This window comes from Chlamydiifrater volucris (assembly GCF_902806995.1).
Lineage (GTDB): Bacteria > Chlamydiota > Chlamydiia > Chlamydiales > Chlamydiaceae > Chlamydiifrater > Chlamydiifrater volucris.
Map to the genome: position 1 here is coordinate 132,237 of NZ_LR777654.1, position 14,508 is coordinate 146,744.

Annotated in this window: 16 protein-coding genes and 1 tRNA gene; 12 read left to right on the plus strand and 5 right to left on the minus strand. The window is 40.3% G+C overall.

Annotated elements, in window-relative coordinates; translation table 11 throughout:
• Entirely contained in the window at positions 1-1,425 is a 1,425-nt protein-coding gene (locus KJA62_RS00545; RefSeq protein WP_213318107.1) for a glycogen synthase, read from the minus strand.
• Between the two features lie 153 nt (positions 1,426-1,578).
• Here KJA62_RS00545 and KJA62_RS00550 point away from each other — a divergent pair.
• The 8 genes from KJA62_RS00550 to ispE all read left to right on the plus strand — a co-directional run bounded on the left by KJA62_RS00550 (position 1,579) and on the right by ispE (position 5,222).
• Positions 1,579-1,650, plus strand: a tRNA-Gln gene (locus tag KJA62_RS00550).
• Positions 1,619-1,765 (plus strand): hypothetical protein, encoded by a 147-nt coding sequence (locus KJA62_RS00555; protein ID WP_213318108.1) that lies wholly within the window; start codon positions 1,619-1,621, stop codon positions 1,763-1,765. The genes KJA62_RS00550 and KJA62_RS00555 overlap by 32 nt, the downstream gene beginning before the upstream one ends.
• Before the next feature lie 184 nt (positions 1,766-1,949).
• The gene (locus tag KJA62_RS00560) at positions 1,950-2,507 is read left to right on the plus strand and encodes a 50S ribosomal protein L25/general stress protein Ctc (protein WP_213318109.1); all 558 of its coding nucleotides are present in this window, start codon (positions 1,950-1,952) and stop codon (positions 2,505-2,507) included.
• The gene (pth, locus tag KJA62_RS00565; RefSeq protein WP_213318110.1) at positions 2,485-3,084 is read left to right on the plus strand and encodes an aminoacyl-tRNA hydrolase; all 600 of its coding nucleotides are present in this window, start codon (positions 2,485-2,487) and stop codon (positions 3,082-3,084) included. The genes KJA62_RS00560 and pth overlap by 23 nt, the downstream gene beginning before the upstream one ends.
• 102 nt (positions 3,085-3,186) lie before the next feature.
• On the plus strand, positions 3,187-3,525 hold the full coding sequence (rpsF, locus tag KJA62_RS00570) for a 30S ribosomal protein S6 (RefSeq protein ID WP_213318111.1): 339 nt from the start codon (positions 3,187-3,189) through the stop codon (positions 3,523-3,525).
• Between the two features lie 19 nt (positions 3,526-3,544).
• Positions 3,545-3,793: a 30S ribosomal protein S18 gene (rpsR, locus tag KJA62_RS00575; protein WP_213318112.1), complete on the plus strand. Its 249-nt coding sequence runs from the start codon at positions 3,545-3,547 to the stop codon at positions 3,791-3,793.
• A gap of 23 nt (positions 3,794-3,816) precedes the next feature.
• Positions 3,817-4,329 (plus strand): 50S ribosomal protein L9, encoded by a 513-nt coding sequence (gene rplI, locus KJA62_RS00580; protein WP_213318113.1) that lies wholly within the window; start codon positions 3,817-3,819, stop codon positions 4,327-4,329.
• Between the two features lie 41 nt (positions 4,330-4,370).
• Positions 4,371-5,222 (plus strand): 4-(cytidine 5'-diphospho)-2-C-methyl-D-erythritol kinase, encoded by an 852-nt coding sequence (gene ispE / locus KJA62_RS00585; RefSeq protein WP_213318114.1) that lies wholly within the window; start codon positions 4,371-4,373, stop codon positions 5,220-5,222.
• On the opposite strand, the gene KJA62_RS00590 is transcribed toward ispE, so the two are convergent.
• Entirely contained in the window at positions 5,219-5,458 is a 240-nt protein-coding gene (locus tag KJA62_RS00590; protein WP_213318115.1) for a hypothetical protein, read from the minus strand. The two genes, ispE and KJA62_RS00590, sit on opposite strands and share 4 nt — an antisense overlap.
• A 202-nt stretch (positions 5,459-5,660) precedes the next feature.
• Between KJA62_RS00590 and KJA62_RS00595 the strand changes: the two genes are divergently transcribed.
• Positions 5,661-7,010, plus strand: coding sequence for a putative Na+/H+ antiporter (locus KJA62_RS00595; RefSeq protein ID WP_213318116.1), 1,350 nt, complete (start codon positions 5,661-5,663; stop codon positions 7,008-7,010).
• A 13-nt stretch (positions 7,011-7,023) separates the two neighbouring features.
• On the opposite strand, the gene KJA62_RS00600 is transcribed toward KJA62_RS00595, so the two are convergent.
• Genes KJA62_RS00600 through KJA62_RS00610 form a run of 3 tightly spaced genes read right to left on the minus strand, consistent with a single transcriptional unit; the run spans position 7,024 to position 12,489 of the window.
• Complete coding sequence (locus tag KJA62_RS00600) at positions 7,024-9,939, minus strand: insulinase family protein (RefSeq protein ID WP_213318117.1); 2,916 nt, start codon at positions 9,937-9,939, stop codon at positions 7,024-7,026.
• Complete coding sequence (locus tag KJA62_RS00605) at positions 9,936-10,937, minus strand: 1-acyl-sn-glycerol-3-phosphate acyltransferase (RefSeq protein ID WP_213318118.1); 1,002 nt, start codon at positions 10,935-10,937, stop codon at positions 9,936-9,938. Before KJA62_RS00605 ends, KJA62_RS00600 begins: the two co-directional genes overlap by 4 nt.
• Positions 10,938-10,950: 13 nt before the next feature.
• Entirely contained in the window at positions 10,951-12,489 is a 1,539-nt protein-coding gene (locus KJA62_RS00610; RefSeq protein WP_213318119.1) for an Rne/Rng family ribonuclease, read from the minus strand.
• Positions 12,490-12,697: 208 nt separating this feature from the next.
• On the opposite strand from KJA62_RS00610, the gene KJA62_RS00615 reads away from it, so the two are divergent.
• From KJA62_RS00615 to KJA62_RS00625, 3 genes are read left to right on the plus strand one after another with little or no spacing between them, the layout of a single operon-like run.
• Positions 12,698-13,201, plus strand: coding sequence for a DUF177 domain-containing protein (locus KJA62_RS00615; RefSeq protein WP_213318120.1), 504 nt, complete (start codon positions 12,698-12,700; stop codon positions 13,199-13,201).
• Positions 13,202-13,217: 16 nt separating this feature from the next.
• The gene (rpmF, locus tag KJA62_RS00620) at positions 13,218-13,403 is read left to right on the plus strand and encodes a 50S ribosomal protein L32 (protein WP_213318121.1); all 186 of its coding nucleotides are present in this window, start codon (positions 13,218-13,220) and stop codon (positions 13,401-13,403) included.
• Between the two features lie 20 nt (positions 13,404-13,423).
• Positions 13,424-14,395 carry a phosphate acetyl/acyltransferase gene (locus KJA62_RS00625; RefSeq protein WP_213318122.1) on the plus strand — a complete coding sequence of 324 codons (972 nt, stop codon included), beginning with the start codon at positions 13,424-13,426 and terminating at the stop codon, positions 14,393-14,395.
• Positions 14,396-14,508 lie beyond the last annotated feature (113 nt).

Genomic DNA, 14,508 nt, shown 5'->3' on the forward strand with positions numbered 1-14,508 from the left:
TTAAGAATCTGAATAGATGCTGAGGTAGCTGATTTCTGATTTTTTCCAGCTGTAGTCAGAAGATATCCCTTGGCGAATAAGCTTTTTCCACAAAGGAAAGTGATCTCTATAGGTCCTTAGGGCCTCTTTCAGTGTATTCAAGAATTCATTAGGATCATTTGCCTCAGAGAAAACAAATCCATTTTCAAGATTGGTTACAGTGTCTCTTAGCCCTCCAGTTTTTCTTACGATAGGAACAGTCCCGTACCGCATCCCAATAAGTTGAGTTAGTCCACATGGTTCGAACAGGGAGGGGATAAGGATAATATCTGCTCCGGCATATACCAGATGAGCTAAAGGTTCGTCATATTCGAGACGCATGAAGATCCTTTCAGACCCTTGTATTTTATTTCGGGCCTCTTCCATTATTTTCTTTGAGTGATCATCCCCGCATTGTCCCAAAAGAATTATTTTATAGGACTCTTTTTCTGCATGTTCGACGGCTTGTAGCATAAAAGACAAACCTTTCTGGTGAACCAATCTTGATATGACACAGACCAAGGGATCTGAGTTTTGAGGTAATCCCAGCGTTTTTAGGAGAAAACTTTTGTTCCTGCTTTTCCCAGAAATTATTTGTTGAATCTTTTCTGGGTTTGATGGGTATTTTTGATGAATAAGGTTGTCTGTTTCTGGGTTCCAGTAGCTAACGTTTATTCCGTTAAGTATGCCTTGAAATTTATCTTGTGAGTTAATTAGAGCCCTTGAGATGTCCTCATCAGATCGATCTTCTAACATTTCTTTGCTGTATCCTGGGGACACTGTCGTGATTGCATGAGAGAGTAAAATTCCACCCCTCATAAGGCAACCAGAGTTGGGATCTCTTTCCAATTGATAAACTTGTAAAGTCTTTGGGGATAGGGAAGTTTTTCTCATGGAAGATAAGGGGAAATACCCTCTGTGGGAAAAATTATGTATTGTGAAAACTATTTTGCTATTAAAATTTTTTTTATCCTTTAGTAGCCCAGCGGTTAGTGCAGCATGCCAGTCATGTAGGTGAACCACGTGTATTCTTGTCGTGAGTGATTGTTGATAAATGTATTCTGCTGCTGCAGAGCAGAAACAAGCAAATCTTTGAGGGTCATCGGAAAATCCATAGATGTTGTCTCGATCAAAAAAATTCCGATAGTTTGTCCTGATGAAGGTTATAGCAATGCTGTCTTTTTGTGTTTGAATAGCTGATGCTGTGTGTTCTTTTTCGAAAAAGAACTTGAAATCTAAGATTTTGTTTAAATTAGAGTTCGTCTTGCAGAGCCTCTCATAAAAGGGGATAACTACTTCCACGTCGTGATTTCTAGAGAACGTATTAGCTAGGTCATGAACGACGTCGCCCAATCCTCCGACTTTTGCGAAGTGAGCAACTTCTGCGGATACATGAATAATTCTCATATTTTAGGTAAAAAACTTTTTCTTTATTCATAAGCTAGTGTGACAAAAACCTCAAGAGATCCCTTATAGGGTCAAATGCAAAAACTCTAACGCACAGAAGATTTACAAGTTGTTAGAAAAAAGCGAACGTAGTACACTGCGTCCCTTCCTCGTTGGGGTGTGGCCAAGCGGTAAGGCAGCGGTTTTTGGTACCGTGCATCGGAGGTTCGAATCCTTCCACCCCAGTAGCTTGTCTTTGAGTCTGTCTCTGGGTTTTTCTTTAGGGGTTGGGGTCGCTGTTGTGGCTCTGTGTTTTGGAATGGTTTTGCGAAAGGTTTTGGTGGCTCATTGCTCAGAATAGTCAGGGTTTGGGTTTCAGTGGTCGTCTTCAGCATCATGAGAGCTTCTTAAGGGAAGTGCTTGACTTTTTCCTCAAGAAAGCTATAATCTTGCCGCTGAAAGTTCTGGAAAGCTGATTCTCCTTTTTAATTAGGAAGCTTTCTTTGCCAGGTGATTCCCTGGGTTCAAGGTTATGGAGAAATAAGATGAAATTGGTTGTTACAAGTCGGGAGACTGGCAAAAAGTCCTTTTTGAAAATGATTCGTCAGCAAGGTGGTATTCCCGCAGTTGTCTACTCTAAAGGGGAGACTGTTGCCAATGTGGTTGTTGATGGGCATGTTTTCAATAAATTTCTTAACGGACTAGAGACGGGGGCTCTTTCTTCTACGGTTTTTTCTATAGAGTTTGGGGGAAAGACCTTTTCGGCCATCATTAAGGATATTCAGTACAAGATCACCACTTACGAAGTTATTCATTTGGACTTTGAAATGCTGCATAATGATTCACCTGTGCAGCTCAATATTCCTATTCGATTTTCGAATATTATGGAGTGTATTGGAGTTAAGTTGGGTGGAACTTTGCGTCAGATTATTTATAGTTTGAAGGTAACTTGTTTGCCTAAGGACATAGTTCCTTTTCTTGAGTTGGATGTTCGGGATCTTGGGATGTCTCAGACTAGAAAGTTGTCAGATATTGCGCTGCCGAAAGGGGTTAAACCCATCACTCCTTTGAGGGAGGTTGTTGCTACGGTTTCCAGAAGGTAGAGAGATTGAAACTTTCATGAATGGCCAGCCCACCAGATTGATTGTTGGGATAGGGAATCCTGGTGCCCGCTATGTGTATACCCGACATAACGTCGGGTTTTTAGTTGTTCAGGCTTTTTCTGAAAAGTATGGCTTGGATTTCAGAAAAAAAGTTGAGATCGGGGGGGTGTTGGCTAAAGGGGTTGTAAAAGGGGCCGCCTGTTGTATTCTCAAACCCTCCACCTACGTTAATCTCAGTGGGGAATCTGTAGCTAAAGCTAAGAGATTCTTGGGTGTTGATATCAGTAACATTCTTGTCGTGGTTGATGATGTGGATATCCCTTTCGGGGTGATTCGATTACGTGAAAGGGCTGGAAGTGGCGGGCATAATGGAATAAAGAGTATAACGAGCTCTTTGGGGGGAAACACTTATTTTCAACTGCGTGTAGGTGTCGGACGTCCAGAGGGTCTGTCAGAGTTATCGGATTATGTTCTCGGCAATTTTTCTCTTGTGGAAAGAGAGAGACTGGTGGGTGTTTTTGATCGCACTTCAGCGATGATTCTGGAGTGGATAGCTGCTCGACCCGCAGAGGAGTAAAAAAATACTTTCATTTGGGTTGTGTTTTTTGCATGTGGTTCAACTTTTTGTGGACCAGGATATTCTGAAGGTAATAGAATAGTCGACTTTTAGGAGTGTCGAATGAGAAAAGAAAAAAAACAGCTTTACGAAGGCATGTATGTTTTTAGTGTGACTTTAAGTGAAGAAGCCAGGAAGAGGGCTTTGGAAAAGGTTACCTCGGGCATAGTCAATTATGGCGGGGAAGTTGTAAAAATTCATGATCAGGGTAGGAGGAAACTTGCCTACGAGATTCGTGGAACTAGAGAAGGATACTACTATGTAATTTATTTCACAGTGGCTACAAGTGCTATTGCCGAGTTATGGAAGGAGTATCATCTTCACGAAGATTTGCTTAGGTTTCTTACTTTGAAAGCGGACTCTGTAAAGGAAGTTTTGGAATTTGCTTCTTTGCCAGAATAATAGTTAAGGAGAACAATAAATGAAAAAGCCTGTTCATCATCATGAACATAAAAGGAAGCGCTTCAGTAAGAAGTGCCCTTTTACTACCGCAGGTTGGAAGACTATTGATTACAAAGATGTCGAGACCTTGAGGAAATTTATCACTGAGCGAGGAAAGATCCTTCCTAGGAGGATTACGGGGGTTTCCTCTAGGTTTCAAGCGCTATTGGCTCAGGCCGTTAAAAGAGCTCGCTATATCGGGCTTCTTCCATTTTTAGGTGAAGATTAAAAAGGTTGTGGAGAGTTTTATTCATGAAACAACAGTTATTATTGTTAGAAGATGTCGATGGATTAGGAAGAAGTGGCGATATTGTTACTGCTAAACCCGGGCACGCTAGGAATTATCTTCTTCCTAAGCAGAAGGCCGTTGTAGCTGGAGCTGGTACTTTGCGATTACAGGAAAGGCTCAAAGAGGAGAGACGCTTGAAAGCTCAACAGGATAGGGTGCTTTCTGAGGCTTTGGCGAAAGAATTACAAGGGGTAATCCTTGAGTTCCCTGTGAAAGTTGATCCTGAGCAGAATATGTATGGGTCAGTGACGGTGGCGGATCTTATTGCTGGTGCTGCTGAAAAGAATATCGTGTTAACTAAGAAGAATTTTCCTAGTGCTCATTATGCCATCAGAACTCTAGGTAAGAAAAAAGTTGCTTTGAAGCTTAATGAAGATGTTGATGCGGTTTTGGTTGTTGAGGTATTTCCTGAAGGTCAGGAAATTAGGATTCCTACTTCCGCAACTCAGCAGCAAGCAGAAGAAATAACGGAGTAACTCAATCAATTTTCGTAATGCTCGTCTAGGTTTATTGTTTTGTGGCGGTCTATTTTTCTCCTGCGAAGATAAATTTGTTCCTGAGAGTTATTGGTAGAAAGTCATTTGGGTATCACGAAATCCTGACCCCTATGGTTGCCTTGAGCTTCGGTGACGAGGTTTCTGTGGGGGTTTCTTCCTCGGATTCTTTTGTTTGCAATGTTAAAGAAATTTCTGGTTCTAGTAATTTAGCGCTTAAGGCCCTTGATTTGTTTAGACAAAAAACGGGAGTTACTACTCCGGTGACTATTTCCCTTAAGAAAAGGATTCCCGTAGGATCAGGAATGGGAGGAGGTAGTTCCAATGCTGCTACGGTCCTTTTTGCTTTGAATCAAATTTTTTCTGTGGGGTTTTCTAGTGAGCAGTTAGCTTCTATGGGGGCGCACCTGGGGTCTGATATACCATTCTTTTTTTCTTTGGGTGAAGCCTTATGTTCAGGGAGGGGTGATGTCGTAACGACTCTTTCTGAGGGGAGCATCGAGATTGCTAAAAGGTTTCTTTTGGTTTTTGATAACCGCGGGGTTAGTTCTGATGCAGCTTATCAAGCTTTTTCTGCTAAATACTCGCCATCTACCGAGAATCTCTTCGAGTTAGCTAAGAATGATCTAGAGGATCCAGTATTTTCTTTTCGACAAGATTTGTGTAGGAAAAAGAAGTTTCTCCAAGAAACTTTTTCGGAATCTCAGGTGGTGATGTCTGGTTCTGGAGCAACGTTGGTGGTGTTTTCTCCATCAAGACTAGAAGAAAAAACCCCTCTCATCTTCGAAGGGAGCCCTCTCAGATATGCTTTAGCAGAAAAGATTGTCCGAGAAAAAGGTTCTTGGTATCAGAGCAATAATTTTAGTTATAACTAATCCCTCTCCAAAAACAAGGCAGAGCCAGCAACGAAAGTTGCTTTATTAGCTTCTAAGGAAAGAGGAGCCTCTCCTGTGCAAACTTTTCTAGAAAAGCGCCTCTCTTCCAGCTGACTTCCTACTACGTCTCTAATTTGATGGAAAAAAATTTTTTCGATCTGAGATATCTTTTCAACACTTTTCTTCACAGAAGGGTTATTAGATTCATTTTTCAGAGTAACTCCTTTTTCTGACATAAACACCCTCCTTGGATTCTATTTCATACTTATAGGAATAAATTTTTTTTTACAAACTGTTTGTGTAAAGAATTTTTTCTTTGAGAACCTTTTTGAGAAGGTTTTTCTGAAGCAACAGTCACATTCTAGCTATAGATATTCACCTTTCTTTTTTCTTTCTTTAACTCTATATCATGCAAAACAAGGAAGAGAGGAAAAATATATGGAATCAGCGCAATATTCCGAACTATTGAGAACAGGTGCTTTATGGATTTTCTTCCTTTCTCTGATTCATATGTTTCTAACTCCTTATTTTTACAAGATTTGCGAAGGGTATGCGCACAAAAAAATGGTTTATCCTGAGCAAAGGGAAAAGTATGGAGTCTTATCAGAGCTATTCAGGATACTAAGTCGAGTAGAGTTAGTGTTCGTTCTCTGGGCTGTACCCCTGTTTTTTTGGTTTTTGATTACTGAAGGATCCAGGTTATCAACAGCTTACTTTAGTAGTAGGAACTACATCTTTCCATTTTTTGTTGTTGTTATAGTTTTGTTTATAGAGTCTCGTCCCATAGTGTTTTTAGGTGAGAGATTGTTATCAAACATAGCCAATTTTGGCAAAAAGTCCCCCGCTGCATGGTGGTGGACCATATTGCTAATAGCTCCACTTACTTCTACTTTGATCAAAGAAACAGGTACGATGGTTCTAGCTTGTATGCTACTTGTTGCTAAATTTTTTCCTTTTTCTCCTTCAAAAAAGTTTTCCTACGCGACTGCAGGGCTGTTATTTTCTAATGTTTCCATAGGAGGGATGCTATTCCCGATAACTTCTAGAGCTATGTTCCTGATCAACCCTAAGCTTCGTTGGAGTTCCGTTTTTGCCTTGAAGTACTTTTCTTGGAAAGCCTTTCTGGCTATTTTGATTTCCACAGCGACTTATTACTTGATTTTTAGAAAAGAGTTTCAAGCTTTTCCTTCCACGGTTCCTTCAAGAAAGACAACAGATGCTGTTCCTTGGTGGGTGGTGTGTATTCATATTCTTTTTCTTGTTGCCATTATTTTTGTAAGACAAACCCCTGTAATCCTTGTTGGCGTAGTTTTAGCGTTTCTGGGATTTCGGTCATTAACTATTATGTACCAGTCGCCTATTAGCTTCACAAAAGTAGGCATGGTTGGGCTATTTTTCTCTGGGTTGATATTATTTGGTGATTTGCAAGAATGGTGGGTTTTAGCAATCATGGAAAAAGCATCTTATGGAGGATATATGATAATATCCTTCATTATGTCTATGTTCCTCGACAATGCTCTTGTCAATTATCTCATATTTAAACTGCCACTAGGTAACGATTGCTATCACTATTTAGCAATTTCTGGAGCGATGTCTGCAGGTGGATTAACCTTGATGGCCAATGTTCCTAACATCGTAGGATATTTACTGCTAAGGTCATCTTTCAAAGTTAGATCTGTTTCCTTAGCATGGCTGTTCGTAGCAGCGTTACCTCCAGCTCTAATTTCTGCAGTAGTCTTCTGGGCATTTAAAAACTTTCCTATTTTCACACTTTGTGAATTCAAATAGCAAGCCTTTGCAATTATTTGTTCCCTAAAATGCGGATAGCTACGGAATTTTTGTTATTCTTGAGTAGATTTTTGCAATATTCAATGCATTCTTCATATGTTAATTTCTTTGCTGTTTCGATTTTGTCTTCCAAATATCTAGGATTTGGAGTGCTCTTATCAAAACAGTTAGAGAATAATGTGCTATTAAGCTGTTCAAAAGAAATTTCTGGAGAAGAGAATTTCCTTATGTAAGCGTTTTGCATTGCTTGGAAGGCTTCTTCTGTCAACCCATATCCCTCTAAATTTTCTGCTACCTGACTAAGGAAAAGGGTCGTGCGGTTTAGTAAGTCATTGGGAGTATAAGTGTCGGATCGTATAAGGAAAAGAACTAATGGTTCAGTGTTTACTTCTCTATAAAGCGCTGAGACAAAATATCCAGTTTGTTGCTGAGTTCTTAGTTCATTAAAATAAATATCCCTTAACCAGGGAGTGATCATTTCCGTCACCACTGTGTTGTCTATGGAAGAAACTATGTAAGGATTTTGTAGACCTAAAAGCATAGCGTTAGCTGGTAAGGGATAGGGAAAATCTAAGACTTGAGGAATGCCAGTTTTATTTAAGAACAAAGACTGGTCTGTAGAAGTAAAAGTTTTGGATTTATCTGAAAAATGTTCAAAAATTGAGGAGAGATATGCGCGTTCCTCGATCGAGAGATTTCCTAACACCATGCTTTCTAAAAAGATGTCATCGTAAACGTGACGTTGGAAATTTTTATAGTCTTCGTAAGAAACTTCCTGGCAAGCTTGGAGTTTTTCTCTATTTGAACAGAAATTGGTTACGGATTGTGAATAGAGATAATCCACTCCAGAGATGATGGGACAGGCTGTAGTAGCTTCTGCATACTCGTCAGAGATTGTGGAGAGGTAATACTGAAATTTTTTCTTGTTGAGCTCTACATTGCGCAAAGAAAATAATATTTTTTGTAGAACCAAAGGCAGATTTTCCGTGTAACCAAATAACTCTATGTCAATACCTGTTCTTGAGGCAGAAATAGAATTCTCTATTCCTGCAGCCTCAGCTTGGTAAGTGATATGCCTGATAGCATTTTTAGCTGCCAAGCAATAGATTTTGGCCAATACAGCATGTCTTGCGTTTGTTTCTTGAAGCAGAGGGGTTTTAATTCTTAGATAACACGCAGCTTTGGGGATGGTATAGTAGTTGTCTTGACAGTAGAAGGACCGAATTTTATTCGAATTTTGTTCTGGGATTATAGAAAATGGATATCCTTCAGAGCTAGGTTCTACTAGAGGCACGCTTTCGATATGCGCAGGAATGAACAAGTTCCTTCCGGGAAGTTTTAGTTCGTTATGCATTTCCAAATTACTGAGAGACTTTCTGCAGTTTTCCGTGAGAGGGATCTCATAAATGATTAATTCAGGGAATATAGTGTCTTTCTGGATAGATACAGCTTTCGATAACAGGGGATCAGAAGAAGCTTCATTGATGGAGGGAAAGTCTGGAGAGGAGAGGATGTATCGAGCAGAAGAAGGGTCACACAACTTGCTCAAAAAGTGTTTTTCTTCATTTTTTGAAAAAGGTAAGGGAGAAATTGAACGATGGGGATATGTGGAAATATCTTCTCGAAGAATGTGCTCAGACTCAACACAAAGCAAATCGAACAGAGGCTCTTTTGAGCGAAAACAATAATTGATTTCTCTCATGCGAATATCTTCTTTGAAGCAATGAGAAGGAATTCCTTTTTCTTTAAGGAGCTTTAAAGATTGGAAGAGTCTTGTTATAACGCTTTCATAGTTTTCTGCTCCTTTGGGAGTTAGGCGAAAATCTATATCCATGATAGCGGATTTGCCTGAGCATTTGAAAAAGTTTGCTTGCACCGAGATGACCAAGTCTTCTTTAATCAAAACATCTTGTAGACTACCTTTTTCCTTGCTGGAAAGAATTTGTGCAATTAAATCACCGCAAGTAGGGGAACAGTTATCTTTATCCGAAAGCAGCCAATGAATGTTCATGTAACGTTTTGGTTGTACAGCTTTGGTAACAAAGATAGACAAAGGATAGGGGTGAGATTGGGATTTATCTAGCTGGTTTGGCTTATATCGGTTAGAAATAGGAATCCAGGAAAAGGCTTTAGCGATATCCTTTATGGAATTTTCAATTGAGAGGTTTGTGTATACCAGGGCATGCATATTTTCCGGGGAATAATGCTGAGCATACCACTGATGAATATTTTTTTCCTTTACGGGTGCGAGAGTTTCGAGGTTACCGCAGTGAAACCGGTGGAAGGTATGATCCTTCGGGGCGATCATTTCAGAGATTCTTTGTATTCTTCTCTCATCTGAAAGAGTATTTCGAGCAAATTCTTGTTGGACTGCATTTTTCTCTTTGTCTAGATACTCTTGCTCGAACAACGGATAAGTAAACATGCTGGTGAATCGATCTAATGTTTCAAGGAAGGCTGCATTGTCGACAGAGAATAAATAGACGGTCTTATGAGGGAAAGTAAATGCATTGTACTTGCCTCCGTTTTTGCTCAAAAAGGATGGAAATTCTCTTGGCTGAGGATACTTTCTATTTCCTAGAAAAACACTGTGTTCCGTGAAATGTGCTAGTCCGGGTAATTCAAGAGGATCTTCAGAGCTTCCGGAACCAATCACAAGACATGCTCCGGAAGTTGGCAATGAAGGGTCTGAAATTACGACGACAGGTAGCCCGTTGGCACAAACGAACTTAAAGGTTTGTTGGTCTTTGAAAGCGGGAGTAAAGGTTTTTAGGAAACACCGATCGGGAACAATGCGTATATCATAGATATCCTCACAGTTTAATTCTTCTAGTTGTTTGAAGGCGATTTCGTTTGGGGCAGCTTGGCATGGGGGGGAGAAAAGATTTGTGAAGAAACTCAGTAGAGTAATAATGCAAACTTTTCTCATAAGTCGGCAATCTCCTTATATAGCAATTGAACTCTGTTAAACACAGCGTTAGCTCGTAATTCTCTTAGCACTCTTTTATCAATAGACTCTGTGTCAGAAATGATCTTGTTAAGATCTACCTCTTCTCCGAAGGCAAAGTGAACCGGACTTCGTTTAGTGTCACGCTGCTCCCCAATACTCTGTTCTATAACTGGTGGAGGAGGGAGAATGTCAAAGGTTTTTAATGCCATTGGATAAAAATGTGTTGGCACGGAGCAAGCTTTACCTAGAAGACGAAACATTTCAATGCTATCTGGATGGAAAGGAGACGGTGCTAATTGCCCTGAAGCATCCTTCCTATCCCTCCCTCCGGAAGGCGCTACGTAAATGAATTTGCTTCCTTGAGACAAGAGTGTTTTCAAAACTTTCATGCTCTTTTGGTTGTGCCGCAGTTTTTCTTCTTTTTTCTCTGGAGGCGAATCAATATGTCGCTTGGAATAGATGCAAAGCAGGTTACATCCCATACTAAAAGGCCTGGCTATAGGGTCAGATGTAACTCGATCCCCAGCAAGAAAAATAATTTCTCGGAGCAGTTTCTCGGGGAACAAAGATTTTAACACGATCTGCATAATTTGTGGGTCAGCCTCAACTTGATGATTAGCAAGCAAAATTACGTTCTCTTCAGAAGAAAGTTGCTGAATCATTTTATTGGTGACTTCACTGTGCAAGAGGTGAGAGTGAGGCAAGTCTATTAGAGGTTGAAAAAACTGTTTTCCAAATGCTTCTAGATTGATAGGAGAGACTATCCGCTGGTGGAAACAGGGAAACCGGAACGGATTTTTTTGGTCAGTTTTTAGTAGTTCTAAAAACTGTAAGAACATGTTCTCAATCCATTCTGAAGAAAGGATATCCTCTGTTTCTCGAACATACGAAAGATACACCATTTTAGCTCTTTCGTAAACGTCATGAGGGAGTTCCTTGTTGGCCAAGGATTGATTTAAGGCTTGTAGAAAGCTCATCTGATGTACCTTATTATAAATCTATCTTTTCTCCAGTGATCAAAGAAAAGAACTGATAGTGATTAAGATGAAGTTCATCAGAGGTGTTGATTTGAAGTTTGGCTTTCAGTTGTTTAGCCAGTCTGATCAAAGCAATGTCATCCCCTTCCAACTTCATGTAAGAAGCCAATTCCGGGTGAACAACAAGGCAAAGATTTCGGTGATTGCGATAATTGATTACTTTTTTTAACTCTCGTTCAATTTCGATAGCTATGCTTTCATTAGTTTTGATCAAAGCATTACCACAGCAGTAAGGACATGGAGTAAATAAAGTTTGTACTAAAGATTCTCTGTTTCTTTGGCGAGTCATTTCAACCAAACCAAACTCGCTCATACTCAATATAGTACATCTAGCAGAGTCTGCTTTCATATGCTCTTTTAGTCTCTCTAAAACTCGCTTTTGGTTTTTTCTGGATTTCATGTCAATGAAATCAATAATGACAAGGCCACCTACATTTCGAAGACGGAGCTGTCTTGCAATCTCCTCTGCAGCTTCTAAGTTGATTTGAACCAGAGTCTCTTCCACGCCACCCTCTAACTGGGTGCTACGACCGGAGTTAACATCAACTGTGTGCATGGCTTCCGTTCTATCGAAGAAAAGATACCCCCCGCTGGTAAGCCAAATTTTTCTTTTTGTGGCTTTTTCTATTTCTTTTTCCACGTTAAAGCGTTCGAACATAGGGACAGAATCTCTATAATATTCGATTTTCATTGTGCTTTCCGGGGAGTATTTCTTCATTATGTGACGGCACTTCCGGTAAGTGGCGTAGTCATCTATAAGCAATCGGTTAAAGTTCTTGTCGATTCCAGTAACGACAGCCTTTTTTACTAGATCCGTTTCTTCGTAGAGTAAAGAGGGTTCCTCCGTGGCGTGAAACTTTTCAATGATGGTCTTCCACGTTTTGAGAAGTTCGTGGGCTTCAGCGATCAAAGTTTCCGTAGAAGCTGTCATGCTTGCAGTTCGGCAAATCAGGCCCATATCTCGAGGCATTTCAAAAGAGCGGATAAGTCTTTTTAGCTGGTCTCGAATTTGAGGGTCTTCTATTTTTCTAGAAACGCCTCGGTGAGGCGAATTAGGCAGCAATACCAGATATCTTCCAGGAATGGAGATATTAGAAGTCAGTCGCGCTCCCTTCGTCCCTATAGGCTCCTTCACAACTTGAACTAAGACTGGGCTATCCAACTCCAGAAGGTCTTCGATCGGAGAATCCGGTTGCTCAGTAGGAGGAGGCATATCTTCATCTTCATCCAAATCCGTATCAAACATTTGCTCAAACTTTTTGGAATTTTCCAAAACATCTGAGATATGAATGAATCCATTTTCGCGTTCGTCAATGTTGATGAAAGCAGATTGGATGTTTCTTAAGATGTTGGTAACTTTGCCTCTGTAGATATTGCCCTTGAGTTGGCGAATCTTTTTTCTCTCTATGATCAAGTCGAAAAGCAGACCATTTTTCAAGTGAGCATAACGAATCTCTTTTGACTCGATATTCAACAAAACATCATTTTCCATGCGTGTTCCTTGGAATGCTAAATCTTTTGGGCGGTTTTTTAGGGAAAAAACACGCGTTCTGAAGAGGGGATCATAGGAGAAACAGATAAAAAATTCTACAGAAATGCTTTATGTAAACTATTTTTGAGATCGTTAATAGAGTTAGTTTATCGTCAGGGTTATAATTAGAAACAACTCGGTATTTTCCATAAATCCCTGTTTTGGTAGTATGGGTGCCGAATTCGTTTTATGTCCTGCAGAGGGAGCCTTGAGTTTTGTCGATGATCTAAAAATTTATGTTTATAGACTGAAAAATATCGGGGACAGAGAGGCCTTGCAGTATACGGTTGCTCCGGGGGTCTTTTCTGAGAAGGGCTTGGAGAAGGTTTTCTCTTGTCCCATTCAGGTGTCGGGGCATGTCGAAAGGGTTGATGAAGAGCAGTTGGTTCTTTCTCTGTCTATTCAGACAGAGGTAGGGGCCTCTTGTCCTTTCTGCGATAAAGCTTTTTCTCGTACTGTTGCTATAGACAGTATCTGCCACCTGATAGAAAAGGATCAGCTTCGAGACGGGGTTTTTGATTGTTCAGATTTGATTAGACAAGAAATCTTGTTAGAATCTGAGGGGTTGTATGAGTGTGAGTCTGGAGGTTGTCCAGATAAGGCTGGGATAGAGAATTTTTTGCAGAAGAAAGAAAAAAAGTTTGAGGGAAATAATCCCTTTGAAAATTTGTAGACTAGGATTTTAAGCCATGGCAGTACCACGTAATCGTCTGAGTAATGCAAGAAAAAATATCAGAAGAAGTCATCATGCAAAAAGACCCCGCCAAACTGCGGTATGTAAGAATTGTAAAAATGCTTTCATTCCGCATACAGTTTGCTCTTCTTGTGGTTTTTATAACGGTAGAGCTGTTCTACAAACGGCTGAGAGAGATTAGTTTTAGTCCGTAAAGGTGTTATGATCAAAGCCTTTACCCATCGTGTAGGTATTGATTTAATGGGGGGAGATCGCTCCCCGGTCTTGGTGTTCAGGGCTCTCCTTGAGGTTGTTCAGGCCGGGGGGGGCGACGTTTCCTATCTGGCTATTGCTCAAGAGGGACTTCAAGATAGGCTAGAATTAGAAAAAAAGAGGGTTTCTCTCTTAGAAAAAGTTGATCTGGATATTTTGTATGTGAAAGACGCTGTCTCGATGGAAGATACCCCTCTTTCTGCTAGTAGGAAAAAGGCTTCTTCCATGTCTGTGGGGCTAGATTTGTTGGCGCAGGGAGAAATTTCAGCCTTATTCTCTACCGGCAATACAGGAGCGCTAATTACATTGTCGCGATTAAAGGTTCCTTTACATCCTACAGTCTCCAGGCCTGCTCTTACAGTACGAGTTCCAACTTTAACTGGAAGCGCCATTGTCTTGGATGTTGGAGCTAATGTTGCTGTTAAGCCCGAAGAGTTGGTCAATTTCGCTCGCATGGGCGAGGCTTATAGGAAGTGTATTTGTTCTGAAAAAAGGAGCAAAATTGCTCTCCTAAACATAGGTTCGGAAGAAAGAAAAGGGACGGAAAGTCATCGCATAGCCTTCAAAATGTTACAAGAAGTCTACCAACAAGATTTCTTAGGTAACATAGAGGGAGGAGATGTTTTTGCCGGAAAGGCTGATGTCATTGTTACTGACGGGTTTACTGGAAACATCTTTCTAAAGACTGCAGAAGGAGTTTTTGAATTCCTTTTGCAGTTACTCGGATCTCATTTAGAAGATGATCTGAAGGGTAAGCTGAACTACTCTATTTACCCCGGATCTGTCTTGTGTGGTCTCTCAAAATTGGTCGTCAAGTGCCATGGCAAAGCTAATGAAGAATCTTTGATTCAAGGGATTTTTGGCTTCTTACAGCTTTCTAAGGCTCATCTGTGTGATAAGATTTTACGAGAGCTTAGTTAATTTTATTTAATTAAGTCGCTGTGTTTCGTTGACAAGTCTTTCGTTTTTCTATAAGTAGTAATTCGATCAAGAAAATGTTTTACGTTGTGTTCTTGCGTTTCTTTTGATCAATG